This is a genomic window from Duganella sp. AC917 (assembly GCF_979258245.1).
Genome location: NZ_OZ409848.1, coordinates 240,192 through 264,322 on the forward strand (window position 1 = coordinate 240,192; position 24,131 = coordinate 264,322).

The 24,131-nt window shown below is 64.4% G+C and carries 20 protein-coding genes; 17 read left to right on the forward strand and 3 right to left on the reverse strand.

Going from position 1 to position 24,131, the window contains the following annotated elements:
• Positions 1-54 precede the first annotated feature (54 nt).
• The gene (locus ACZ0BA_RS01060; protein ID WP_463449524.1) at positions 55-2,760 is read right to left on the reverse strand and encodes a DUF5695 domain-containing protein; all 2,706 of its coding nucleotides are present in this window, start codon (positions 2,758-2,760) and stop codon (positions 55-57) included.
• A gap of 160 nt (positions 2,761-2,920) precedes the next feature.
• Between ACZ0BA_RS01060 and rpsF the strand changes: the two genes are divergently transcribed.
• The 9 genes from rpsF to ACZ0BA_RS01105 all read left to right on the forward strand — a co-directional run bounded on the left by rpsF (position 2,921) and on the right by ACZ0BA_RS01105 (position 8,497).
• On the forward strand, positions 2,921-3,313 hold the full coding sequence (gene rpsF / locus ACZ0BA_RS01065) for a 30S ribosomal protein S6 (RefSeq protein WP_090314787.1): 393 nt from the start codon (positions 2,921-2,923) through the stop codon (positions 3,311-3,313).
• Between the two features lie 30 nt (positions 3,314-3,343).
• The gene (priB, locus tag ACZ0BA_RS01070; RefSeq protein WP_090314785.1) at positions 3,344-3,649 is read left to right on the forward strand and encodes a primosomal replication protein N; all 306 of its coding nucleotides are present in this window, start codon (positions 3,344-3,346) and stop codon (positions 3,647-3,649) included.
• Between the two features lie 15 nt (positions 3,650-3,664).
• Positions 3,665-3,955 carry a 30S ribosomal protein S18 gene (gene rpsR / locus ACZ0BA_RS01075; protein WP_019922639.1) on the forward strand — a complete coding sequence of 97 codons (291 nt, stop codon included), beginning with the start codon at positions 3,665-3,667 and terminating at the stop codon, positions 3,953-3,955.
• 26 nt (positions 3,956-3,981) lie between these two features.
• On the forward strand, positions 3,982-4,434 hold the full coding sequence (gene rplI / locus ACZ0BA_RS01080; protein WP_090314782.1) for a 50S ribosomal protein L9: 453 nt from the start codon (positions 3,982-3,984) through the stop codon (positions 4,432-4,434).
• A 141-nt stretch (positions 4,435-4,575) separates the two neighbouring features.
• Positions 4,576-5,961 carry a replicative DNA helicase gene (locus tag ACZ0BA_RS01085; protein ID WP_463449525.1) on the forward strand — a complete coding sequence of 462 codons (1,386 nt, stop codon included), beginning with the start codon at positions 4,576-4,578 and terminating at the stop codon, positions 5,959-5,961.
• 115 nt (positions 5,962-6,076) lie between these two features.
• The gene (locus tag ACZ0BA_RS01090; RefSeq protein WP_315219292.1) at positions 6,077-6,703 is read left to right on the forward strand and encodes a DUF47 domain-containing protein; all 627 of its coding nucleotides are present in this window, start codon (positions 6,077-6,079) and stop codon (positions 6,701-6,703) included.
• 18 nt (positions 6,704-6,721) lie between these two features.
• A complete protein-coding gene (locus ACZ0BA_RS01095) occupies positions 6,722-7,735 on the forward strand; it encodes an anion permease (protein ID WP_463449526.1) in 1,014 nt (337 codons plus the stop codon).
• 31 nt (positions 7,736-7,766) lie between these two features.
• On the forward strand, positions 7,767-8,006 hold the full coding sequence (locus ACZ0BA_RS01100; protein ID WP_463449527.1) for a hypothetical protein: 240 nt from the start codon (positions 7,767-7,769) through the stop codon (positions 8,004-8,006).
• A gap of 107 nt (positions 8,007-8,113) precedes the next feature.
• Entirely contained in the window at positions 8,114-8,497 is a 384-nt protein-coding gene (locus tag ACZ0BA_RS01105; RefSeq protein WP_463449528.1) for a hypothetical protein, read from the forward strand.
• 197 nt (positions 8,498-8,694) lie between these two features.
• On the opposite strand, the gene ycaO is transcribed toward ACZ0BA_RS01105, so the two are convergent.
• Positions 8,695-10,419 (reverse strand): 30S ribosomal protein S12 methylthiotransferase accessory factor YcaO, encoded by a 1,725-nt coding sequence (ycaO, locus tag ACZ0BA_RS01110; RefSeq protein ID WP_463449529.1) that lies wholly within the window; start codon positions 10,417-10,419, stop codon positions 8,695-8,697.
• A 250-nt stretch (positions 10,420-10,669) separates the two neighbouring features.
• Here ycaO and ACZ0BA_RS01115 point away from each other — a divergent pair, with 250 nt between their 5' ends.
• The 3 genes from ACZ0BA_RS01115 to ACZ0BA_RS01125 all read left to right on the forward strand — a co-directional run bounded on the left by ACZ0BA_RS01115 (position 10,670) and on the right by ACZ0BA_RS01125 (position 12,555).
• Complete coding sequence (locus tag ACZ0BA_RS01115; RefSeq protein ID WP_463449530.1) at positions 10,670-11,464, forward strand: metallophosphoesterase; 795 nt, start codon at positions 10,670-10,672, stop codon at positions 11,462-11,464.
• Between the two features lie 8 nt (positions 11,465-11,472).
• Complete coding sequence (locus ACZ0BA_RS01120) at positions 11,473-11,949, forward strand: GNAT family N-acetyltransferase (protein WP_463449531.1); 477 nt, start codon at positions 11,473-11,475, stop codon at positions 11,947-11,949.
• Positions 11,950-12,075: 126 nt separating this feature from the next.
• The gene (locus ACZ0BA_RS01125; RefSeq protein ID WP_463449532.1) at positions 12,076-12,555 is read left to right on the forward strand and encodes a cyanophycin synthetase family protein; all 480 of its coding nucleotides are present in this window, start codon (positions 12,076-12,078) and stop codon (positions 12,553-12,555) included.
• On the opposite strand, the gene ACZ0BA_RS01130 is transcribed toward ACZ0BA_RS01125, so the two are convergent.
• Positions 12,552-13,457 (reverse strand): MBL fold metallo-hydrolase, encoded by a 906-nt coding sequence (locus ACZ0BA_RS01130; RefSeq protein ID WP_463449533.1) that lies wholly within the window; start codon positions 13,455-13,457, stop codon positions 12,552-12,554. The genes ACZ0BA_RS01125 and ACZ0BA_RS01130 overlap by 4 nt on opposite strands.
• A gap of 246 nt (positions 13,458-13,703) precedes the next feature.
• On the opposite strand from ACZ0BA_RS01130, the gene ACZ0BA_RS01135 reads away from it, so the two are divergent.
• From ACZ0BA_RS01135 to ACZ0BA_RS01155, 5 genes are all read left to right on the forward strand, one after another.
• Positions 13,704-15,332: an HD domain-containing phosphohydrolase gene (locus ACZ0BA_RS01135; RefSeq protein WP_463449534.1), complete on the forward strand. Its 1,629-nt coding sequence runs from the start codon at positions 13,704-13,706 to the stop codon at positions 15,330-15,332.
• Between the two features lie 9 nt (positions 15,333-15,341).
• On the forward strand, positions 15,342-17,615 hold the full coding sequence (locus ACZ0BA_RS01140; RefSeq protein WP_463449535.1) for a CHASE2 domain-containing protein: 2,274 nt from the start codon (positions 15,342-15,344) through the stop codon (positions 17,613-17,615).
• Between the two features lie 176 nt (positions 17,616-17,791).
• Positions 17,792-19,390 (forward strand): ShlB/FhaC/HecB family hemolysin secretion/activation protein, encoded by a 1,599-nt coding sequence (locus ACZ0BA_RS01145; protein WP_463449536.1) that lies wholly within the window; start codon positions 17,792-17,794, stop codon positions 19,388-19,390.
• A gap of 18 nt (positions 19,391-19,408) precedes the next feature.
• Complete coding sequence (locus ACZ0BA_RS01150) at positions 19,409-23,260, forward strand: two-partner secretion domain-containing protein (RefSeq protein ID WP_463449537.1); 3,852 nt, start codon at positions 19,409-19,411, stop codon at positions 23,258-23,260.
• Positions 23,229-24,104, forward strand: a complete 876-nt coding sequence (locus tag ACZ0BA_RS01155) for a FecR family protein (protein WP_463449538.1) — start codon at positions 23,229-23,231, stop codon at positions 24,102-24,104. The genes ACZ0BA_RS01150 and ACZ0BA_RS01155 overlap by 32 nt, the downstream gene beginning before the upstream one ends.
• Positions 24,105-24,131: the final 27 nt, after the last annotated feature.

Here is a 24,131-nt window from a genome sequence, read left to right on the forward strand (position 1 = left end):
AGGAATTTTGTTGTGTTGAGCGAAATAAAATGAAAAAAGTTCGCTCAACGGCGGTCATCGTGGCGTCAGCAGCACCCGTTTGGTCGTGGCGGCCAGCGGAATCTGGTATCCGCCACGTTCGGCCACCAGACCTTGCGGCCTGACTTTGCCGCCCGGGCTGTCGACCAGCAGCCTGGCCGACGGCGTGGCGCTGGTGGCCGGCGCCAGCTCAAGCGTGATCGCGCGGGTTTTCGGATCGTAGGTGGCGCTGTCGATCTTGCCGGCCTCCAAGGTGATCCATGCGCGCGCCGGCGCTACGAACAGGCGCGTGCGGGCGCTGTCCTTGGGCGTGATCTGGACCACGCCATTATTAGCCACTTTCATATTGCCGCCGAAGCTGAGCCAGCCGAAGGTCGGGTCTTTGACCACATACGTGGCGCTGGCGTAGGCGTGGCCGTAGAAGCCCATGCCGTAGTCGCCGCTGTAGGCGTCCCAGCGCATCATGTCCGGCCACGCGTGGAAAGCGGCCGACGAGAAGCCGTCGCGGTCGATGTTGGTGATCCCGCCCAGCAGGCCACCGTAGGCCACCCGCAGCAGGTGCAGATCGGACGGGTTGGCGCGGTAGGCGTCGAACAGCGGCACCGCGTTCAAGGTCGAGCCGTAGTGGTGGATCTGGCGCTCGATGCGCGCGGTCTTGCCGCCGTACAGGAAGTCCCAGTAGCGGCGGGCGTTGCCGTTGTAGCCCCAGCTCGGGATCGCCGGATCGTAGCCCAGGATCACTTCGCGCGTGATGTCGGCCTGCTTGGTGTAGCCGAAGTGGCGCATCCACGCGTAGACTTCGGCCTGGCCGGTAGAGTCCCATGCCATTTCGCTGCCGAACGGGTAGGCGAGCGTGCGCCAGTGGTCGGCGCGCCGCTTCATCATGCTTTCCATGTCGGCCGCCTCGGCCTTCATGCCTTCGCGCTGCAGGTCTTTTAATATGTCGACGAAGACGTCGCCTTCCATCAGGCCGAACTGCGCGTACTCGGGCGCGTCGCGCACCATCGCCACGGTGGTCTGATAGGCTTTTTGCAGATACCAGCGCCAGTCGTGCGCGGTGACCAGGCCGACGTGGTTGCGCGCCAGCCGGTACAGCACCCAATGGCCAGTGGCCACGTGCGGATAGTTGTAAGCGCGGCCGAGGTCGTCCGCGTCCTTTTTCGGCCATGAGGCCCAAGTGCCCCAGTTCGCTTTCTGGTTGTAGTAGTTCGGGAAAGCTTTCGGGTCGTAATAGAACAGGCTCTTGCGCACTGCGCCGGCCTGCGGTCCGTCTGCCACCTGCAATTTGCCGACCACTGTCTCGTTGACCAGCCGTTCCAGCTTGGCCACTTCGGCGGCGTCCGGATTGTCCAGTTGCTTGCTGATGGCCGCCACCCAGCTGCCGCCGCCGCCCTCGTCGCTCATGCCGGAGATCCACACGCGCGGGTCGTCGGTGACGATGCGCTTGGCGTCGCGGTCGTAAGTCAGGATGGCAGGCGCGCGCTTGAACGGATCTTTCTTGTCGTCGAACCATTGCTGCGTGGTGGAGAACTTGCCGAGGTCGGCCACGGTCTGCTCCAGCGGCTTCGTGATGAAATAGCTGACCGTCTGCATGCTGCCGTCGGCGTAGGCGACCGACAGGCGCGCCGGTCCCCAGCCGTTACCGCGCACCGTGTAGCGCGTCCAGCCCTTGGCGCCGGACTTGACCGGCGTCACCGCCAGCGCGTTCTCCGGCGAGCTGGTGATGCCGACGACTTTCTGCGGGCTGTTGAGGAACAAGGTCGCCTCCAGATCGGTCGGTACCACGTAGCCCGGGATGCCCACCGCGACCGGGCGCTTTTGCGCGATCAATGCGGTTTCGATGGCGCGGATCGACGGCGCCGTCGCGAAGCGCACGCCGATGTCGCGCCGCGCGCCCGCTTCCAGGGTGATGCTGGTCGGCGCGTTCCATTGCTCGCCGGCGTTTTTCCATTCGTTCTCGGCGTAGGCCTTGCTGGCGACGGTCCAGTCGTAGAAGCCTTCCGACGTTTGCGCGCGCGGGCTGCGGTCGGTCAGCGGGCGCCACGCTTCCAGCGGCGTGCGTCCGTCCGGCGTGACGATCAGCGCCGGGCCCTGGCCGTTCAGGCGCGTCACTTGCACATAGCCGGCGTCGCGCCCTATATAAGGATCGGCGAAACTGGCGTTGGCGTGGGCCTGCTCCAGCGTGCGGTCGGTGATGATGTTGTCGAACACCATCGGCATGCTGAGGCCGCCGATCTCCACCGGCGCGTTGGAATTGTTGATCAAGGTGAAGCGCAGCACCAGCGCGCCGCCTTCGTTGAGCCAGCGCCGTTCGACGGTCAGCGGCAAGTCCTTGCCCAGGCTGGCGGTGATGTCGGCCCCCGCCAGGATCTTGCCGCCGGCCGGGAGCGGCTTGATCGGTTGCCGCGCTGCAGACGACGAGAATTCCTGCCACGCACCGGCGCCGCCGCTGCGCAGGCGCAGGTTGAGGTCGCCGATGTGGGCGTAGCCGTCGTACTGGCGCTCGGCTTCCCTCGGACCGGGCGTGAAGTCGAAGCCGGGGTCGGCGATGGGAGCGAGCCGGGCCAGGGTTTGGGTGTCCGTGCGCAGCGCCAGCAGGAACTGTTTAGTGCTGTACGCCTTGGTGGCGATGTCGGGATGGCTGGGTTTGGCGGCGGCGGGGGCGGGCGCCTCGGCGGCCAGGGCGGAGGCAGCGATGAACAACGAAAACAGCAAAGGGGACAACGCACGGGTAGGTGGCATATTGAAATCCTGTTGGTTTTACAAGATGTTATCACTGTCGTGGGGCGGCGAAGGGGTAGATTTCCGTGCCAAAAGCTGCTATAGTCGCGGGCTTACCTCTTCCCACACCTGTCTTGACGCCAGGGTGGGCTATATTTTCACAGTCCTTAAGGGAGTTTGCATGCGTCACTATGAAATAGTATTTATCGTCCATCCGGACCAGAGCGAGCAAGTGCCCGCCATGATCGAACGTTACAAAACCACTGTAACGACCCGCGGCGGCGCCGTGCACCGTGTTGAAGATTGGGGCCGTCGTCAAATGGCTTACTCGATCCAGAAACTGGCTAAAGCACACTACATCTGCCTGAACATCGAATGCGACAACGAGACCCTGGTCGAGCTGGAAACCGCCTTCAAATTCAATGATGCCGTGCTGCGTCACCTGACCGTCAAGATGAAGAAAGCGGAAACCGCTCCTTCGCCGATGATGAAGTCGGTACAACGTGAAGATGCAGCGAAATCGCATCGCACCGAAGCCCCAGCAGCTCCTGTTGCCGCCGCTCCTGCGGCCTAATTGTTGCAAAACCGAGCTGACACAGCTCCAGTGAATCAAAGCCAATTCATTGCCTTGATCGCCGAACGGGACGCCTTGCGCTATACCCCGGCCGGCATGCCGATCGTGAACGCTGTACTCCAGCACCGGTCGCAGCAGATGGAGGCGGGCATTGCCCGGTTGAGCGAATTCGAGATTTCCGCGGTTGCCGCGGGTGAGATCTCGGGACGCTTCAGTCAGGCGCCACTGGGCGGGGTGTATCAGTTCACCGGTTTTATCAACAAGAAGACACGCAACAGCAAAAGCCTGGTGTTTCACATCATTGATTTTAGTGCTGTCCCAGACAGCTCAATTTAGATACAGGAGCCTCAAATGGCATTCGGTAAAAAGTTCGACAAAAACAAGCTCAAGCTTAAAGAAAAGCGCAAGCAACAAAATCCACTGTTCAAGCGCAAGAAGTTCTGCCGCTTCACCGCCGCTGGCGTTGAGCAGGTTGACTACAAAGACGTTGATACCCTGAAGGACTTCGTCCAGGAAAACGGCAAGATCATGCCAGCACGTCTGACCGGCACCAAGGCGCACTACCAGCGTCAAGTTGACACCGCCATCAAACGCGCCCGCTACCTCGCGCTGCTGCCTTACACCGATCTGCACCACGCTTAATTGCGTAGCAATCCTGGAGAAAAACTATGCAAATCATTCTGTTAGAAAAAGTCGTCAACCTGGGCAACCTGGGTGAAGTCGTTAAAGTTAAAGACGGTTACGCACGTAACTTCCTGATTCCGCAAAAAATGGCCCGTCGCGCTACCGCGTCGGCTGTTGCTGAATTCGAAGTCAAGCGCGCCGAACTGGAAAAAGCTGCTGCCGCCAAACTGGCCGCCGCGCAAGCCCAAGGCGAGAAACTGAACGGCATGACCGTGAACGTTTCGCAAAAAGCTGGTGTTGACGGCCGTCTGTTCGGTTCGGTCACCAACTTCGACATCGCTGAGGCGCTGACCAAAGCTGGTTTCGCTGTAGAAAAAGCTGCTGTGCGCATGCCTACCGGTCCTCTGAAGACCGTTGGCGAGCACCCAGTGAGCGTTGCTCTGCACACCGACGTGGTGGTCGAAGTGACCGTCGCCGTCGTCGGCGAAGCAGCCTAAATTACTTGCACGGGCAGCAATGCCTGTTATGCTAGTAATCATGGCAAGAAATGAAAAAAGCCGGGCTTGCCCGGCTTTTTTCTCGCCAATTTTTTCTCAGCATCGCCTTGGCAACTGCGCTAAGCAGGTATAATTCGCGCCATGAACACCCCCTCCGATCCGCAACTCGATTCACTCCGCGTCCCGCCGCATTCCATCGAAGCAGAACAGTCCGTCATCGGTGGCCTGCTGCGCGATAACCAGGCGTTCGACCGTATCGCGGACATGATGCATTCGGAGGACTTCTACCGTTATGACCACCGCATCATCTTCGAACAGATCGTCAAGATGATCAACGGCTCCAAGCCGGCCGACGTCATCACGGTGTTCGAGACGTTGACGCAGATGGGCAAGGCCGAGGACGTCGGCGGCCTGGCCTACCTGAACGCGATGGCGCAAAACACGCCGTCGGCGGCCAACATCCGGCGCTACGCCGAAATCGTGCGCGACCGTTCCATCCTGCGCCAGCTGATCACCGTGGCCGACGAGATTTCCGGCCAGGCGTTCACGCCCCAGGGCAAGGAAGTCAAGCAGATGCTCGACGAGGCCGAGTCGAAGATCTTCGCCATCGCCGAGCAGGGCGCCCGCGGCGCGGCCGGCTGGATCCCTGTGCAGCCGCTGCTGACCCAGGTGGTCGAGCGCATCGATGAATTATATTCACGTGACAACCAGTCCGAGATCACCGGCGTGCCGACCGGCTGGATCGACCTCGACCGCATGACCTCCGGCCTGCAGCCGGGCGACATGGTGGTCGTCGCCGGCCGCCCGTCGATGGGCAAGACCGCGTTCTCGATGAACATCGCAGAGAACGTGGCGGTCGAAGAGGGCCTGCCGGTGGCCGTGTTCTCGATGGAGATGGGCGGCGTGCAGCTGGCCATGCGTATGCTCGGCTCGGTCGGCCAGCTCGACCAGCACCGCCTGCGTACCGGCAAGCTCAACGACGAGGACTGGCCGCGCCTGACGCACGCCATCCAGAAAATGAACGACGCCCAGGTCTACATCGACGAGACCCCGGCGCTGAACCCGATCGAGATGCGGGCCCGCGCGCGCCGCCTGTCGCGCCAGTGCGGTAAGCTCGGATTGATCGTGGTCGACTACCTGCAGCTGATGACCGGCTCGACCCAGGGCGACAACCGCGCCTCCGAAATCTCGGAAATCTCGCGCTCGCTCAAGGGCCTGGCCAAGGAACTGCAGTGCCCGGTGATCGCGCTGTCGCAGCTGAACCGCTCGCTGGAGCAACGCCCCAACAAACGTCCCGTCATGTCCGACCTGCGCGAATCGGGCGCTATCGAGCAGGACGCGGACGTCATCATCTTCCTGTATCGCGACGAAGTCTACAACCCGGACTCGCCCGATAAGGGAACGGCCGAGATCATCATCGGTAAGCAGCGTAACGGCCCGATCGGCTCGGTGCGCCTGACCTGGATCGGCCAATACACCAAGTTCGGCAATTACGCCGGTAACCTGGCGCTGTACCAAGGCGACTAAGACCGGCAACACCACTGGGCCCGCCACAGCAAACAGGGCGGCCCATCCTGACGCCGCCGGCCTGGCCCGGATGGCGGTCTGTAGCAGTAATCACGACTATGAAACGGAGAAAGACATGTTTGGACGCTTGATGCCCACCGAGGGCAAATTTTTTGACCTGTTCAATCAACACGCCGACCTGTGCGTCAAAGGTGCAAAAGAGATGCTGGGGTTGATGTCCAACTTCGACGACCTGGAAAACCGCGTGCACGCCATCGAGAGCATCGAGAAACAGGCCGACAAGATCACCTACGCCACCGTCGACCTGCTGCACAAGACCTTCATCACGCCGATCGACCGCGACGATATCCACAAGCTCATCACGCGCCAGGACGACATCCTCGACCTGCTCGAGGACGCCGCCCAGACCGTCTCGCTGTACGACCTGCACTCGGTCACGCCGGAAGCCAAGCGCCTGGCCGAACTGGTGCTCGCCTGCACCGAGAAGGTCAAGGAAGCCGTGTCCCTGCTGCACAACATGGACAACTCGCGCCAGATCGTCGCCATCTGCGAAGAGATCGACCGCCTCGAGTCGGACGCCGACCATGTGATGCGCGCGGCCATGTCCAAACTGTTCCGCGACGAACCGGACGTGCGCAACCTGATCAAAATGAAGGCCATCTACGAGATTCTGGAAACCGTCACCGACCGTTGCGAGGATGTGGCCAACATCATCGAAGGCATCATCGTCGAAAACGCATAATTACAAAAAGATCAGTTTATGAATACCATAACAATAAGCATCTACGTGCTGGGCGTGCTGATCGCGCTGGCCCTGGTGTTCGATTTCATGAACGGCTTTCATGATGCCGCCAACGCGATCGCCACCGTCGTCTCGACCGGTGTGCTGAAACCGCAAACGGCCGTGGCGATGGCCGCTTGCTTCAATTTCATCGCCATCTTCGTGTTCCACCAGCTGACCGTGGCCGCCACGGTGGGCAAGGGCACCATCGATCCGAGCGTGGTCGACCAGTATGTGATCTTTGGCGCGCTGGTCGGCGCCATCGTCTGGAACATCGTCACCTGGTACTACGGCATTCCGTCGTCGTCGTCGCACGCGCTGATCGGCGGCCTGGTCGGCGCTGCCGTGGCCAAGAGCGGCACCGGCGCGCTGATCTCGGCCGGTCTGATCAAGACCGTCGCCTTCATCGTGCTGTCGCCGCTGCTCGGCTTCATCTTCGGCTCGCTGATGATGTTGCTGGTGTCGTGGATATTCGTGCGCTCGACGCCGCGCCGGGTCGACAAATGGTTCCGCCGCCTGCAGCTGCTGTCGGCCGCCTCGTACAGCCTCGGCCACGGCGGCAACGACGCGCAAAAGACCATCGGCATCATCTGGATGCTGCTGATCGCCGCCGGCTACTCGCAGGCCGGCGATGCCGAGCCGCCGCTGTGGGTGATCGTCTCGTGCTACACGGCGATCTCGTTCGGCACCTTGTTCGGCGGCTGGCGCATCGTCAAGACCATGGGCCAGAAGATCACCAAGCTCAAACCGGTGGGCGGTTTCTGCGCCGAGACCGGCGGCGCGATCACCCTGTTCACCGCCACCGCCCTCGGCGTGCCGGTGTCGACCACGCACACCATCACCGGCGCCATCGTCGGCGTCGGCTCCGCGCAAAAGATGTCGGCGGTGCGTTGGGGCGTGGCCGGCAACATCGTCTGGGCGTGGATCTTCACGATTCCGGCGTCGGCCTTCGTCGCCGCGATCGCCTGGTGGGTGGGGCAGCACATCATGTAACAAAGCACCGCTCGCGGCGCCTTTCGCGAATATGCGCATCGGCGCCGGCGCGCAGCTGGTCGCCAAGCCGGAGTTGAAGGGCACCGGCTGGGCCAGCGGCATCGGCCAAAAGTACGACAACGCTGTGGGACTGGTGGTTGAGGGCGAATACCTGTTCACGCCGCACATGGGCCTCAAGCTGCGCTATGTCAAAGAGGAGTTCAAGCCGGACAATGGCGGCGCCAAGGTCGATGGCAGCCATGCTGGCGTGCTGTTCAGCTATTACTTCTAAGACGCGGCGCTAGTTGCCGATTCTTTGAACGTCGCGATCAATCTTTGCATTCGCTTCGGATGTCGTCCGTTGCAGTAGAATCGGATACTTTCCCGAATGGACCGAGCATGCAAAAGATTGATTTCGCGGCGTTGACGCGCTTGGCGCACGCCTCAGCCGCCGTGGGCGTGCCGTGTAGCTGCAACCAGACATCGCTGGCAGCCTGGCAGGCGTTGCCGATGACCCTTGAACTTGAGCGCTTCGAAGACGTCGGCACGTTGATGGACGACCCGTACGACGAACCGACCTTTGTCGAGTTCCATCCGGACGGCACACGCTACGACAGCGCGGAAGCGCCGATCGCGCCTCGCTACTATCCCTACAACCGCTGCACGGTGGCGCGATGCATGAACTGTGGCCGCAACTATCTTCGCTACAACGAAGCCGGCGGATATTTCACGGAGTTACGCATTCGAGCATTGCAGCCCGAATTGCTAGCGGACGCGCCGTAACAATACGTGTTCGTGTCAAATAGTCTGACCCCTCAGGCGAGGCTGCTCGCCTCAAGCCACTTCTCCAACTTGACACCAGGATAGGCCGCAAAGTCTTTTATGTTGTTGGTGACGAGCACAACTTCCAATGAGCGCGCATGTGAGGCGATCAGTTTGTCCAGTTGATTGAAAAAATGTGTTTAGGCTCAACGCTGGCGTCAGGCCGCTTCCGGCGCCAGCAACTTGTCGTAAGCGGTCAGCAGGCTCTGGTGCGTGGCGCTGCCTTCGAAGTTCGGGCCCAGCGGCTCCAGGCCGAAGAACCGCTCCGAGCCGTCGAGCAGCGCCTCCGCCATTGCCAGGGTCTCGGCGCCGTAGAGCAACTCCAGCGCGGGGCGGAAGTTCTCCGGCTCGTCCAGCCTGACGATGCTTTCGATGCAGCGGTACACCAGCCGGCGCGGCTCGGGCAGGTCGCCATAATGGTGGACCCAGTTGCAGCCCTCCAGCACCGCCTCCTCGTCGCCCACCACCAGCGCCAGCAGGGCCTTCAGCTCGCCTATGCGCAGCTGGTTCCATGGCGTGCCTGCCGGCACCGCCAAGCCGAGGATTTCCCACAGCGGCCGCTCGTCGTTCAGGTTCGAGGTCTGCAGCTCCACCAGCAAGGCGGCGCATTCCCGCACGCTGAGATCCTGCAGGCGCACCAGCAGCGGCCGCAGCGCGTTGCCGACGCTGTCGTTCTCCCATTCCAGGTCCTCGACCGGATAGACTTCCGAAAAGCCCGGCACCAGGATGCGACAGCTGTACACGCCTTGCTCGTCGAAGTCGGCCACGTAGATGTCCTTGCCCTCGGCGTGCAGCGCATCGACCAGCCATCGGTAGTCCTCGTCCGCATTGGCGCTGAAGTTCCAGTCGACGAACGGATAGTCCGACGTGTCGCTGAGGAATTCCCACGCGACCACGCCGCGCGCCTCGAGCAAGTGGGCCTCCCGGTTGGTGAAGGAGTCGATTTCGCTGGCGTCAAAGCTCGGCTGCGGATAGCCTTCGAGCGCGTCAAGCGAGCGGCCGTGCGGCAGTCCGTTCAGCGCCAGGGCCAGCGCGATCTCCAGGCGCGGATGGGCGCCAAAGCTGGTGATCACGCCTTGGTCCTTCGGATGGATCAGCGTGACGTTCATGACCGGGTATTTGCCGCCCAGCGAAGCATCCTTGACCAGCACGCCAAAACCGGCCGCGCGCAGCCCGGCGATGCCTGCTTCGATGGCGGGGAAGCGGGCGATGACGTCGTCGGGCACTTCCGGCAGGCACATGCCCTCGGCGATGATGCGGTACTGGATGGCGCGCGCGAAGATCTCCGACAGCGCCTGCACGCGCGCCGCGTTGACGGTGCTGCCCGCGGCGATGCCGTTGCTGGCATAGAGGTTGTTGATGAGGTTGACCGGAAAGTAGGCGGTGGCGCCGTCGCGCAGGCGCTGGTAGGGCAGGGCGCAAATGCCGCGCTCGCCGTTGCCGGAGTTGAGTTCGACCAGCACGCCGGCGCCGATGTCGCCCTGTGGATTGTAGAAAGCGTGCAGCTCCGGGTCGAGCAGCTCGGACGGCCACGCGCCGTCGGCCGTCGGCGCGAACCATTGCTCCCGCGCGGAGTGGACGAACGCGGCGTTGGCGCGCCGCGTGCCCAAGTGGTAACGGGCCCAGAAGTCGTGCGTGCCGAGACGCGCGGCGAATCCGGCGTAGGCGCTGGCGCGCGCGGCCAGCTCGCTGGCGCCTGTGCCGTTGGCGAACAGCAGCGGGCAGTCGCTGTCCGTCAGGTGCGCCGACCAGGTGCCGTCGAGCGCGTGCAAAGGCGGCGCTTCGGTCAGCTGGAAGCCGCGCCTGGCCAGTGCGGCCTGCACGGTGGCGATGTTGGTGTCGAGCGCGGCGTCTGTGCCTGCGATAATGGTTTCAATGGTCATCGAGCAATCTCGGAAGGGAATGGGCGGACGGCGCGCAACTCAAACCGCGCCAGCGATGCTGAATGCCTAATGCTGTCTCAAGCGTTGTCTCAAGCGTTGTCTCAAGCTTACCACCGCCGGGGCCGCGATGTCGCAAATGCGCTATGATGCCGCCTTTTCCCGATTCCCTCAGGCATCAATGACATTACCTTCGGGCACGGTCCGGCGCGGGGTGCGCCACTCCCGGTTCCGGCACTACACCGAAACGCTCATGAATGCCGCATTGCTGGGCGGCCTGGTGGCGTCGCTGAGCTACCGTCTCGGGTTGCATGGCCGGCTCGGCGTCACGCGCTACAGCGTGGCACTGGCGCCCGAACGCCGCCTGCCACGTCCGCTCACGATCGCCTTCGCGTCCGACTTCCACGCCGGTCCGCCGACCCACGCCGGCCTCTTCGATGAGCTGTTCGCGCGCATCGACGCCGAGCGGCCCGACCTGCTGCTGCTCGGCGGCGATTACGTCCACGGCCCGGCGCGTTACGCCGGCGCGCTATGCGAGGCGCTGGGCGCCTGCCGTCCGCCGCTGGGCAAGCTGGCAGTGTTCGGCAACCACGACCTGATCACCGATCACGGGCTGATCGAGCGCCTGTTCGCGCGCGCCGGGGTGGAGATGCTGGTCAACCGCGCGCTCGCCTTGCCGGCGCCGTTCGACAGCGTGTCGGTGTGCGGCATGGACGATCCGTGGACCGGCGCCCCCGACGGCGACGCCACCTTTGCCGGCGCCGGCCCGACGCGTGTGCTGCTGATGCATGCGCCGGACGGCCTGCTGCGGCTCGACGGCCACCGTTTCGACGTCGGTTTCGCCGGCCACACCCATGGCGGGCAAATCGCCACCGGCGACGGCACGCCGCTGGTGATGCCGCGCGGGCCGCTGTCGCGTCCCTATCACTATGGGCGCTTCCCGGTGCCCGGCAACGGCGCGCTGATCGTCAGCCGTGGCGTGGGTTGCAGCGGTATCCCCGTGCGCATCAACGCCGATCCGGAATTGGTGATCTGCACTGTGCAATAATCTGTTGTATGAACAAGCCCATTCCACCCCTTTTGCTCACGCCGCAAGATCCCGGCGCCGCCGATTGCCTGGCGTTGATGGCGGAGCTGTCGACGGTGCTCGAGGAGATCACCGGCAGCAGCGGCAAGGCCTCGTTCGACGCCGATGATGTGCGTGGCCCGATGGCGTGTTTCGTGCTCGCGCGCGACGCCGCCGGCGTGGCCCAGGGTTGTGGCGCCTTCCGGCCGCTGGAGCCGGGCGTGGCCGAGATCAAGCGCATGTACGCGCGCCGCCACAGCAGCGGCATCGGCAGCGCCGTGCTGACCTACCTGGAGCGCGAGGCGGCGGCGCTGGGCTATCAGGCGATCTGGCTCGAGACCCGGCTGGTCAACCGCCGCGCGGTCGATTTTTACACGGCGCGCGGTTACGCCCGCATACCCAACTATGGTAAATACATCGGCAATCCGCTGGCCGTTTGCTTTGAGAAACAACTGCCCGGAGCCTAGCAACGGCGGCTTAGGAAACGCTTACGTGTAAGTTTCGTCTTACAAGAGGAAGCTCCGGTCTCCGCTTCCGTATGGCCGTGATCGCATTCACAATATGGCCTGTTTTATCAAAGGCTAGAAAAAACCATGCGTATCATCGATCAGCGTTACCTCTCCAGCGACAACCGCTACTCCACCCAACCTTGCTTGCTGAGCATCCTCGAAGTGGACGACACGTCGGCCACGCCGGCCGCGCTGGCGTCGCTCGACCAGCGTTTGCTGGCGATGCTGCCCGGCGTGCGCAGCCAGTCCGGCCTGGTCGGCATGCGCGGCGACGACGTGCCGCAGATCGTGCGCGTGGTGCAGCAGGTGGCGCTGGAATTGCGCCGCCTGGCGCTCAATGAAGTGACGGTGGGGTTCGTCGGCGTGGTGCCGCGCATGCAAGGGCGTTACCGTCTGGTGCTGCCGTACGCGGCCAAGAACGCCGCCGCGCCGGCGCTGCGCATCGCCACCCAAATGGTCAGCGCATTGCGCGCCGGCCGCGCCTTCAACCTGCCCGCCGCCGTGGCCCGGCTGCGCGCGCTGGCGGACCGCCGTTTGACGGCACGTCCGGCCGTCGCCGCCTAAGTACCCCGGGCTAGCTCGACCTCCAGCCCCTCGTACGCCAGCACCACCTTGAGGCCGCCAAGCAGCGATGCGTGGCGCGCCATCACGTCGGCAAACGCCGCTTCCAGCTCGTCGTCGCCGCGCGTCGGCTCGTGATGGGTGCAATACAGGGTGCCGGCGCCGGTGCGCAGCGCCAGCGCGAACGCGGAGTCGAACGTGCCATGTCCCCAACCCCGCTTGGCGGGATACTCTTCCCGCGTGTACGAACAATCGACGATCAGCGCATCGACGCCCTTTGCCATGGCGTCGATGGCGGCGCTGCGCTCGCGCATCCAGTGTTCGTAGGTGGCGTATTCGGGGGCGTCTTCCGCATGGATATTGTAAAAGGGCTCATGGTCGCCCGTGAAAAATAGCGACTTGCCGTTGCAATCGATGCGGTAGCCCAGGTCCGTCACCGGATGGTTCATCACCACGTTGTTGACGGTGGCGTCGCCCACCGAGATCGCCTCGCCCACGGTCAGCGTGTGGTACTCGATGGTGGCGTCCATCTGGGTTTCGCTGACCGGGAAATAACTATTTTGCAACTGCACGCCCATCACGTGCTCGATGCCGTTGCCGGTGACCGGGTCGGTGACCCCGTGCAGGCGCACCCGGCTGTCGCGCACGAACAGCGGCGTAAAGAACGGCAGCCCGTGGATATGGTCCCAGTGGCTGTGGGTGATGAAAATATTGGCGTGGATGGCGCCGGCTTTATTCTGGATCAACGACTGCGCCAGCGAAAACAGGCCGGTGCCGCCATCGATGATGATGAGCGTGTCATCATCGGTGCGCACTTCAATGCAGGTGGTGTTGCCGCCGTAGCGCGCGGTGCGCGGCCCCGGCGAGGGGATGGAGCCGCGCACGCCCCAAAATCTGAATTTCATGCTCTATCCCTAGTGATTTTCTTGTCATTTTCGCTCTTGAAGACGGGTTTTTTTTGACTCGTCAGCAACGGCCCGATGATAGCTTTTTTTTCCACCACAGGGGGCGAAACAGAACAAGAAACCGCGTCGTGGCGCGCAATTTTGCCGCACTGCACATTTCTGGATGTACAACAGCTTGCACTGCGGCTACACTCGACACTGCGACGATGCCAGTCACTTCCCTCCAACGGTAACAAAAAAACAATCATGCTAGAGTTGAATCCATCGCAGATTGCCCAGCGTCTCGACCAGTTGACGGAGCTCAGTGTGGAGCTGGGCGCCAGCCACGATACCGATTCGTTGCTGGAACGGATACTGATCGTCGCCAAGAGCATCACCAACGCCGACGGCGGCACCTTGTACCGTCCCAGCGCGGACAAGCGCGCCCTCGAGTTCAATATCCTGTGGAACGATACCTTGGGCATGCGCCAGGGCGGCGCCAACGGCGTGCCGGTCACCGCGCCGCCGATCGCGCTGTACGACGCCGGCGGCGGCAAGAACCTGGCTTCGGTGGCGGCGTACGCGGCCCATTTCGGCGTCTCGGTCAATATCGAGGATGTCTACCAGGCCGACGTCTTCAATTTCTCCGGCATGGTCGATTTCGACCGCCAGCGCAACTACCATTCGCAATCGTTCCTGACGGTGCCGATGAGCGACCACGAAGGCGAGCTGGTCGGCGTGCTGCAACTGATCAACGCCATCGACGCCGAGAGCGGCGCCATCCGCGCGTTCTCGTCGACCGACCAGCGCTTCATCGAGGCGCTGGCCGCGCAGGCGGCGGTGGCGCTGACGCACCAGCGCCTGATCCGCCAGCTCGAGGAGCTGCTCGAGTCGCTGGTCAACCTGATCAACATCGGCATCGACGAAAAGTCGCCGTACACCGGGCGCCATTGCCAGTTCGTGCCGGAGCTGACGATGATGCTGGCCGAGGCGGTGCACGCCACCGAAACCGGTCCGATGGCCGGCTTCCGCATGACCGACGCCGACCGCAAGGAGCTGTGGCTGGCTGGTCTGCTGCACGATTGCGGAAAGATCACCACGCCGGTGCACGTGGTCGACAAGGCCACCAAGCTCGAGACCATCAGCGACCGCATCGACACCATCGACACCCGCTTCGAGGTGCTGCTGCGCGACGCCGAGATCGCCGCCCTCAAGGACAAGCTGGCGGCCGGCGGCGACCCCGCACGGCTGGCCGCCACCGACGCCGCGCTGGCGCGACAGCAGGCCACGCTGCGCGACGAGCGCGACTTCATCCGCTTTGCCAACATCGGCGCCGAGACCATGTCGGCCGAGCACCAGCAGCGCGTGCGCGAGATCGCCGCGCGCCGCTGGACCGGGCCGGACGGCGCCGAGGCCGACTTCCTCGACGCCGCCGAGGTATTGAACCTGACCATCCGCTCCGGCACGCTGACCGAGGCCGAACGCAAGATCATCAACAACCACATCGTGGTGACGATCCGCATGCTCGAGGCGCTGCCGTGGCCCAAGCACCTGAAGAACGTGCCCGAGTACGCCGGCGGCCACCACGAGCGCATGGACGGCAAGGGCTACCCGCGCGGCCTGACCGGCGAGCAGATGTCGGTGCAGGCGCGACTGATGGCGATCGCCGACATCTTCGAGGCGCTCACGGCCAAGGACCGCCCGTACAAGAAGGGCAAGATGCTGTCGGAATCGCTGCGCATCCTCGGCCACTTCTCGCTCAACGGCCACATCGACCCGGACCTGTTCGACATCTTCATCCGCAGCAAGATCTATCTGGAATTCGCCCGCAAGAACATGGACGAGCGGCAGATCGACGTCATCGACGAATCGCAGATTCCCGGCTACACGCCGTAAGGAGCGCCCTTGTCACAGTGGAGACGGTGGGCCAAAACGCTGCTCAAGTCCGGCCCGCGCTGGCTGCTGGGCTTGCTCGTCACCGCGCTCGGCGCGGCCTACGCACTGGGTTTCTACGACAACGGCACCGTCGCCCGCCTCGACAGCCTGATCGCCGGCGAGCGCATGAAGCTGCAGCCGCCGGTGCTCGATCCGCGCATCGTCATCGTCGACATCGACGGCAAGGCGCTGACCGAGTTCGGCCGCTTCCCGTGGAGCCGCGACATCCAGGCGCGGCTGGTCTCGCAGCTGACCCGGCACTACGGGGTGGGCGCGGTCGGCTACGATATCTCGTTCCCCGAGCCGGACACCAGTTCCGGCTACGGCGTGCTGGAAAAACTGTCGACCGGCGAACTCAAAGACGTGCCGGCGCTGCGCGAACGGCTCGCGCAACTGCGTCCGGCGATGGACTACGACGGACTGTTCGCCGCCGCGCTGCAAGGCCAGCCGGTGGTGCTCGGCTTTAATTTGTCGCCGGACCAGGTCAAGGGCGCGCTGCCGGCGCCGCTGTTCACCGAACAGGAGCTGAACGGACGCGAACTGCTGGCCTATTCGGCCGACGGCTACGAGGCCAACGTCGCGCCGCTGGCACGCGCTGCCGCCGGCGCCGGCAGCTTCTCGGTGGTCACCGATCCGGACGGCATCGTCCGCACCGCCGGCCTGATCCAGCAGGTCGGCGCCGGTTACTACCCGTCGCTGTCGCTGGCCACGGCCGGCGTGTACCTGAAGGCACGCGCCATCAAACCCTACCTCGACCGCTCGGTGGACCGCATGTCGCAAAACCAGCAGGACAGCGGCGGCTACGATTTCCTGTCGCTGTTCCTGCCCGGCGGCCAGCGCCTGATCCCGGTGGGCGAGGCGATGACGACGGTGATCCAGTTCCGTGGCGGCGGCGGGCCGCGCGGCGGCGCCTTCCGCTACGTGTCGGCGGCCGACGTGCTGACCGGGCGCGCGCCGGCCGGACTGCTGCAGGGCGCGGTGGTGCTGATCGGCACCACCGCGCCGGGACTGGTCGACCTGCGCGCCACGCCCGTCAACCCCGAGTTTCCCGGTGTCGAAATCCACGCCAACATCATCAAGTCCATCCTCGACGGCCATTTCAAGGCCCGCCCGGACACCGCGATCGCCGCCGAGGCCGGCCTGATCCTGCTGGCCGGCCTGCTGCTGACCTTCGCGCTGCCGGCGTTGGCGCCGTTGCAGGCGATCTTGCTGGGTGCCGCCGCGCTGGGTGCCAGCATCGCTTTCAACTATTACCTGTACAGCGAGCGCGACCTGCTGCTGCACCTGGCGATGCAGTTGATCGTCATCGTCACCATCTTCGTGTTCAACGTGGCGTGGGGCTACTTCTTCGAGGTGCGCAAGGGCAGGGCGCTGGTGTCGCGCTTTGGCGAATACGTCGCCCCGGAGCTGGTGGCCGAGATGGCCGCCAATCCCGAGCAATACAATATGGACGGCGAAAGCCGCGAGCTGACGGTGCTGTTCGTCGACGTGCGCGGCTTCACCACCATTTCCGAGGGCCTGACGCCGAAGGCGCTGCGCGAATACATCAACCTGTACCTGACGGCGATGTCGGAGGACATCCGCGACAGCCATCGCGGCACGCTCGACAAGTACATCGGCGACGCCGTCATGGCGTTCTGGGGCGCCCCGGTGGCCTTTGCCGACCACGCCAGCCGCGCCGTCGCCACGTCGCTGCTGATGCAGGCCAGCGCGCAACGGCTCAACGCCGACTTCATCGCGCGCGGCTGGCCGCCGCTAAAGATCGGCATCGGCCTCAACACCGGCCTGATGCACGTGGGCGACATGGGCTCGAAGATCCGCCGCGCCTATACCGTCATGGGCGACGCGGTCAACCTCGGTTCGCGGCTCGAGGGCATCACCAAGGTCTACGGCGTCGGCATCGCGGTCGGCGCGGCCACCCGCGCGGCGGCGCCGGAGTTCGCCTACCGCGAGCTGGATCTGGTGCGGGTCAAGGGCAAGCGCGAGCCGGTCGCCATCTTCGAGCCGCTGGCGCCGGCCGGAACGCTGGACACGGCCGCGTTGGACGCGCTGTCGCGCTGGCACGAGGCGCTGGCCGCCGTCAGGGCGCAACAGTGGGATAGCGCCATGTCGCTAATTGCCCAGTTGCATGATTTCGCGCCCGATGATCGACTGTATTCCTTATACACGGAACGCATCGCCTACTACCGTGCCCATCCGCCCGGCGACAACTGGGATGGCGTCACGACATTTGAAACCAAATAGCGTCGGAAAACGGCCCGAAATCCAACACCGGGCACGGCGATTTAACAATTGATAATTGCAATAGGGCATCATTCTTATGCGAAACATGTTAGCATCGGAGGAGTCAGTGCGTCTCGTTGTGCCGAACAATTAACATTTCCAAAAGATGATAGAAGTGAAAGTTTGTAGAGTTGATAATGATTGATCATGTCCCCCGCCTGCTGGTTGGCTCCATCCTTGCCGTCGCCGTGTCGCCGGCGTGGGCCGGTGCGCCTGCTGCGGCCGACAGCGCCGCCATCCGCTTCGACATCGCCCGTTTCGAAGTCAAAGGCAACACGCTGCTGCCGGCGGGTCAGATCGCGCAACTGCTGGCGCCATTCACGGGCACCACGCGCGACTTCGGCGACGTCCAGCGCGCGCTCGAGGCGCTCGAGGCGGCCTACCACGCGCAAGGCTACAACGTCGTCACCGTCGAACTGCCCGAGCAGGAACTCAACCGTGGCGTGGTGCTGCTGCGCGTGGTGGAAACCAAAATCGGCCGGGTCGCCGTCAAGAATAACCGCTACTTCGATGAAGCCAATATCCGCCGCAGCCTGCCCGCGCTGCAGGAGGGGCGCACGCCGAACCTGAAGGCTGTCTCGGCCAATCTCAAGCAAGGCAACGAGAATCCGTCCAGGCAGATCACGCTCAAGCTGCAGGCCGGTGAGAAGGACGACGAGGTCGACGCCGTGCTGGAGGTTAAGGACGAAAGTATCTGGAAGGCGATGGCCAACGTCGACAACACCGGCACCGAGCAGACCGGCAAGACCCATCTGGGCTTTGTGCTGCAGAACGCCAACCTGTTCGGCCTCGACCACGTCGCCTCGCTGCAGTACACCACCTCGGCCGAGGAGCCGGGCCGGGTCAAGGTGTACGGCGCCGGCTACCACATTCCGCTTTACGCGCTGGGCGATTCGCTGGACTTTTTCGCCAGCTATTCCAACGTCGATTCCGGCACCGTTTCGGCCGGGTTGTTCAACCTGGCCGTCAGCGGCCGGGGCGCCGTCTATGGCGCGCGCTACAACCAGTCGCTGGCCAAGCGCGGCGACTACGACGCGCGCCTGACCTATGGCGTCGACGTCAAGGCGTTCAAGAACAACGTCGAGCTGGTGGGCCAGCAATTGGGCAACCTCGGCAACGACGTCACCGTCCATCCGCTCAGCATCGCCTACACGGGCAGCCTGCCGTTGAAGGCGGGCGAGATCGGCGGCCAGATCACGCTGCTGCGCAACATCTCCGGCGGCTCCAAGGGTGGTCAGAGCGACTTCACGCTGGCGCGCAACGGCGCCAAGGCCGACTACACCGTGCTGCGCCTGGGCGGCAGCGTGACGCGCGCGCTGGCCAGCGACTGGCAGCTGCGCGCCATCGCCAACGGCCAGTACAGCCGCGACGCGCTGATTCCGGGCGAGCAGTTCGGCGCCGGCGGCGCCACCTCGGTGCGCGGCTTCGTCGAACGCGAAATTTCCAACGACAGCGGCGTCGCCGTCAACCTGGAGGCATACACCCCCAACCTGTGCAGCCGCCAGGCGTGGAATTGCCGCCTGCTCGGTTTCTTCGACAACGCCTACATCAAGCGCAACCACGCGCTGCCGGGTGAACTGGAAAGCACCTCCATCGGCAGCGCCGGCGTCGGCGTGCGCGTGCTGCTGTCGACCTATGTCAACCTGCAACTCGACTATGGCCATGTGCTGCGCGCCGGCGCTACCGGCCACGCCGACGCCAACCGCCTGCACCTGCGCGTGGGTCTGGCTTATTAAACATTCTGGAAAACCACCATGAACAACCACCACACCGATCCCAGCCATCTTATCCGCCGCCAGCCGCCGTCCGCGAAGCTGCGCCGCAAGGTACTGGCCGTGTTGGTGGCGGCGGCCTTCGGCACGGCCATGGCCAATCCGGTGGCGCCGACCGTGGTGCACGGCGCGGCCAGCTTCACCCAGCAGGGCAATCTGTATTCGATCACCAATACGCCCAACACCATCATCGACTGGCGCAGTTTTTCGGTGAACGCGGGCGAGGTCACCCGCTTCATCCAGCAGAGCGCCGACAGCAAGGTCCTGAACCGCATCACCGGACAGGACCCGAGCCGCATTCTCGGTTCGCTGCAATCGAACGGCAAGGTGTTCCTGATCAATCCGAACGGCGTGCTGTTCGGCGCCGGCTCGCGGGTCGATGTCAGCGGCCTGGTGGCCTCCAGCCTGGCCATCTCCAACGCCGACTTCCTGGCCGGTAAAAATAACTTCGCCGGCGACGCCGGCGCGGGCAAGGTCGTCAACCAGGGCACGCTGACCACGCCAGGTGGCGGCCAGATCTTCCTGATCGCGCCGGCGGTGGAAAACAGCGGCGTCATTTCGTCGCCCAACGGCGACGTTGTGCTGGCGGCGGGCCACAGCGTGCAGCTGTTCGATTCCAGCGACCCGAACGTGCAGGTGGTGGTGTCGGCGCCGGCCGACCAGGTGCTCAACCTGGGCAGCATTGTGGCCCGGGGCGGACGCGTTGGCGTGTACGGCGCGCTGGTCAACCAGCGCGGCACGATCAACGCCGACAGCGCGGTGCTCGGCGAGCGCGGCCAAATCATTTTAAAAGCGGCCGGCACGACCTTGTTGGAGGCGGGCAGCGTCACCAGCGCGCGCGGCGCCAATATCAACACTGGCGGGGATATCGCACTGCTGGGCGAGCGGGTCGGCCTGACCGGCAACGCCGTGGTCGACGCCAGCGGCGCGACGGGCGGCGGCACGGTGCTGGTGGGCGGCGATTATCAGGGCAAGGGCGACGGCAAGGCCGCCGCGCTGCCGACCGCCCGGCAAACCTTTGTCGGCCGCGACGTGACGATCAGCGCGGACGCCGGCGCCAGTGGCGACGGCGGCAAGCTGGTGGTATGGAGCGACGAGGCCACCCGCATGCACGGCGCCTTGTCGGCGCGCGGCGGGGCGGGGGGCGGCAATGGCGGCCTGATCGAAACCTCCGGCCATTATCTGGACGTGGCCGGCGCGCGTGTGGATGCCGGCGCCGTCACCGGGCTGGGCGGCAAGCATGGCACCTGGCTGCTCGATCCCTACGACATCTCCGTCATCAAGGATTCCCATCTCGATACGCCGCTGTCCGAGCTGGCGTCGTTCGACCAGGTGGACAACCGCGTGACCGAGGTCGATTCCGGCGTGTTGAGTGGCGCCACCGCCAACGTGGTGCTGCAGGCGCGCCACGATATCACCTTCGGCGCGGCGGTCCACAACGTCAACAGCGGCGTCAGTCTGACGGCGCAGGCGGGCAATAACATCAACGTCAACGCCGCCCTGGCGATGAACGGCGCGATCCGCTTGTCGGCCAACGACAACGACGGCGGCACCGCCACCGGGAGCGGCACGTTGACCATCGCCTCGCTGGGTAGCGCCACTACGCTCGACACCCGGGGCAATACGCTGGCGCTGTCCGGCAACGCCGTCAACATCAACGGCAAGGTCGGCGCAGGCGATGCAATCGGCATCGACGCCAAAACCCTGGTGCTTGGCGCCGGTGGCCGCATCAGCGGCCAGGGCAGCGGGGCCAAGGTGGTGATCACGGCTGCCGGCGACGTCGATGTCGGCGACGGCGTTGTCGTGAACCGGGCCAATCAGATGGCCGTGACCGCGGACATGCTCAAGAAAATCGACAACGCGGACGTCACCATCGCCAGTGGCAGCGCCAGCGGCACGGTCGCTGTGACCAGTTCGCTCGACCTGACCGGTTCCAGCGGCTACGTGCGCAACCTGACGCTGGGTTCCGGCGGCACGGCTAACGTGCTGATCGACGCCTCGACAAGGATCAACGGTACGCTGACGTTGGACGCGCTGGCGGTGAACGTCAGCGCGGCGGCGCGCGCCGACACGGTGGCGATCGCGGCCAACTCGCTGGTGCTGGACGCCAAGGTGACGGCCGATCTGGCCAGCATCCGGCCGGCCTCCGGCGGCTATCATATTGAACTGGGCGCCGACGCGTGCGCCAATTCCGTCAACTGTCTGCTGATCGGCGATCTCCGCGCCTTCAAGGCGTCCACTGTCGTGATCGGCAGCCAGGACCCGGCGCACAATGTGGTCGGCATCGCCGTCGCGGGCATCTCCCACTCGGGATCCCAGGGGGCACAGCGGGATCCGGGCACCACCAGCATCGCGTTGTTGAGTAGTGGTGGCAGCATCACCCAAACCGGCGCCATCAACGTGGAGAATCTGGCCGTCGCCAACGCGGGCGCCATCACGCTTAACAACGCCGGCAACCGGGTGGTCAATCTGGCGGTGTCGCAGCAGGGCGCCGGTCACGACTTTGCGTTCAAGAACAGCTTCAATACGGCTATCGCGACGCTGGCCGGCGGTGACGTGTACAAGATCAGCGGCATCGATAGCGATGGCGACGTGACACTCGACGTCGACGGCGCCATCACCACGGCCGGCGGCATCTTTGGCACGCCCATCACCGCCAAACATCTGACCATGTACGCCACGGACGGCATCGGCTCGATCTTATCGCCGTTGTTGACCAAGGTTTCGTACTTGTCGGCGGTCAACCGCGCAGGTGGAGGCAGCCGGGCCCCGATTCGTATCGCCAACGTCAACAACACGGCGTATGCGGACAATTTGACGGTGACAAAAGCGCAGCAGATTTCCGTCGGCGGCGACAACAACGGTGCGATCACCATCGACAACAACGGCGCGATGCTGATCGCCGCCGCGCCGTCGCCGCTGCCGGACGATGGCGAGTATGGCGTGATCAGCAATACGGGTGCCATCACGCTACGAGCCCAGGGCCCACTGACGATCGAGGGGGTGGTGCGTTCCTACTCTGGCGACATCAGCCTGGTGGCCGGTAATAGTTATGATCCGGATAACACGATGACTTTCGGCAGCGGTTCTAGCGTGACTTCGAGCGAGGGCGCCGTGACGATGACGGCGAGCGGTTTCGACTTGGACGCTGATAGTACTGTCGTCGGCTCGAATGGCTACAAGCAAATCACGCTGGCGGCGCCGACGCCAACGCCGACGCCGACGCCTACGCCGACTCCAGAACCGGCGCCGGACCCGGCACCAACGCCTACGCCTACGCCTACGCCGACGCCGACCCCGACGCCAACGCCGACGCCGACCCCGGCGCCGGAACCGACGACTCCAACGCCGACCCCAACCCCAACTCCGGAACCAGCTCCAACGCCGACGCCGACGCCGACCCCAACCCCAGCGCCAAACCCGGCGCCAACACCCACACCGGAGCCGACGCCGGCGCCAACACCTACGCCAGCGCCGGCACCGACGCCGGTGCCAACACCGGCGCCCGCCCCGACGCCGACGCCGGTGCCAACACCGACGCCCGCACCGACACCGGCGCCGGTGTCGGCGGACATCTGCGTCGTCGCGCCGAACTCCGCGCTCTGCCAGGTCCTGTCGCCACCCACAGCGAGCGAGCCGGTCAAGCCGGTGCTGCTGGCAAGTAACGAAGTCATCAAAACCGTCGCGCACGGCAGTGCCAACCCGTCCCAGGTGGCCGGCGACAAAGCCGACGAGCCACTGTCGAGCGAGCCGAAGTCACAAAGCGGCAGCCCCACCACCACCGAAAAAACCGGAAAAGAAAATGTCCTTCCTAAGAAAACCTACTGCAACTAGGTATGTTGCAACCAAGCACCTGCTCCAGGGGCTGATGCTGCTGGTGTTCTGCGGTGCGGTCAGCGCGAGCTGGGCGGCGCAGGTGGCCGGCACCATCACGCAGCTGAGCGGCCCGTTGCTCGCCAAAAAATCCGACGGCGGCGTGCGCGTCCTGTCGCTGCGATCGGAAGTGGAAAGCGGCGACACGCTGGTGACGGAAAAGAACACTTATGCGCTGGTCAAGTTCATCGACAACAGCGAGATCACGCTCAAGCCTGGCACCACGTTCAAGGTCGAGAATTTCGCCTTCGACGCCGGCAAGCCCGACGGTGACCAGGCATCGTTCAGCCTGGTCAAAGGAGGATTGCGCTCGGTCACCGGCCTGCTGGGCAAGCGCAACAAGGAAAAGTTCTCGATGAAGACGCCGAGCGCCACCATCGGCATCCGCGGCACCACCTTCATCGCCGATCTGGTCGAGCCGTCAGCCGAGGAAGTTGCCGTGGCCGCTGCCGCGCGCGAAGCCTATCTGATGGCCAGTACCGCGTCGCTGGATCCACTGACAGCGCCGTTGAAGCCGTTGATGCTGGCGCAGGGTCCGGCGGCGCCGACGAGCGCCACGCTGCCGCCCGGCTTGTATGTGCATGTTATCGACGGCATGATCAACGTCACCAACACGGGCGGTTCGCTGAACTTCAGCGCGGGCCAGTTCGGCTACACGCGAAATAATACGATGCCGCCGGTGACCGTGCCGAACAACCCGGGATTGAAGTTCGCGCCCCCGCCTGCGTTCACCAGCAGCACGACCACCTCTACTGCGGGCAGCGCCGCGCCCAAAGCGGCAGCGGTTGACTGCGAAGTCCGCTGATCCGCCTGCGAAAAAACGCTTGACCTT

Bases quoted from the DNA above. Each gene is read 5' to 3' on its own strand.
- ACZ0BA_RS01095 (WP_463449526.1), top strand. From the start codon at position 6,722: ATGAATACCATAACAATAAGCATCTACGTGCTGGGCGTGCTGATCGCG.
- ACZ0BA_RS01130 (WP_463449533.1), bottom strand. From the start codon at position 13,457: ATGAAATTCAGATTTTGGGGCGTGCGCGGCTCCATCCCCTCGCCGGGG.
- rpsF (WP_090314787.1), top strand. From the start codon at position 2,921: ATGCGTCACTATGAAATAGTATTTATCGTCCATCCGGACCAGAGCGAG.
- ACZ0BA_RS01090 (WP_315219292.1), top strand. From the start codon at position 6,077: ATGTTTGGACGCTTGATGCCCACCGAGGGCAAATTTTTTGACCTGTTC.
- ACZ0BA_RS01145 (WP_463449536.1), top strand. From the start codon at position 17,792: ATGATTGATCATGTCCCCCGCCTGCTGGTTGGCTCCATCCTTGCCGTC.
- ACZ0BA_RS01105 (WP_463449528.1), top strand. From the start codon at position 8,114: ATGCAAAAGATTGATTTCGCGGCGTTGACGCGCTTGGCGCACGCCTCA.
- ycaO (WP_463449529.1), bottom strand. From the start codon at position 10,419: ATGACCATTGAAACCATTATCGCAGGCACAGACGCCGCGCTCGACACC.
- rplI (WP_090314782.1), top strand. From the start codon at position 3,982: ATGCAAATCATTCTGTTAGAAAAAGTCGTCAACCTGGGCAACCTGGGT.
- ACZ0BA_RS01155 (WP_463449538.1), top strand. From the start codon at position 23,229: ATGTCCTTCCTAAGAAAACCTACTGCAACTAGGTATGTTGCAACCAAG.
- ACZ0BA_RS01125 (WP_463449532.1), top strand. From the start codon at position 12,076: ATGCGTATCATCGATCAGCGTTACCTCTCCAGCGACAACCGCTACTCC.
- rpsR (WP_019922639.1), top strand. From the start codon at position 3,665: ATGGCATTCGGTAAAAAGTTCGACAAAAACAAGCTCAAGCTTAAAGAA.
- ACZ0BA_RS01150 (WP_463449537.1), top strand. From the start codon at position 19,409: ATGAACAACCACCACACCGATCCCAGCCATCTTATCCGCCGCCAGCCG.
- ACZ0BA_RS01085 (WP_463449525.1), top strand. From the start codon at position 4,576: ATGAACACCCCCTCCGATCCGCAACTCGATTCACTCCGCGTCCCGCCG.
- ACZ0BA_RS01135 (WP_463449534.1), top strand. From the start codon at position 13,704: ATGCTAGAGTTGAATCCATCGCAGATTGCCCAGCGTCTCGACCAGTTG.
- ACZ0BA_RS01100 (WP_463449527.1), top strand. From the start codon at position 7,767: ATGCGCATCGGCGCCGGCGCGCAGCTGGTCGCCAAGCCGGAGTTGAAG.
- ACZ0BA_RS01120 (WP_463449531.1), top strand. From the start codon at position 11,473: ATGAACAAGCCCATTCCACCCCTTTTGCTCACGCCGCAAGATCCCGGC.
- ACZ0BA_RS01060 (WP_463449524.1), bottom strand. From the start codon at position 2,760: ATGCCACCTACCCGTGCGTTGTCCCCTTTGCTGTTTTCGTTGTTCATC.
- ACZ0BA_RS01115 (WP_463449530.1), top strand. From the start codon at position 10,670: ATGAATGCCGCATTGCTGGGCGGCCTGGTGGCGTCGCTGAGCTACCGT.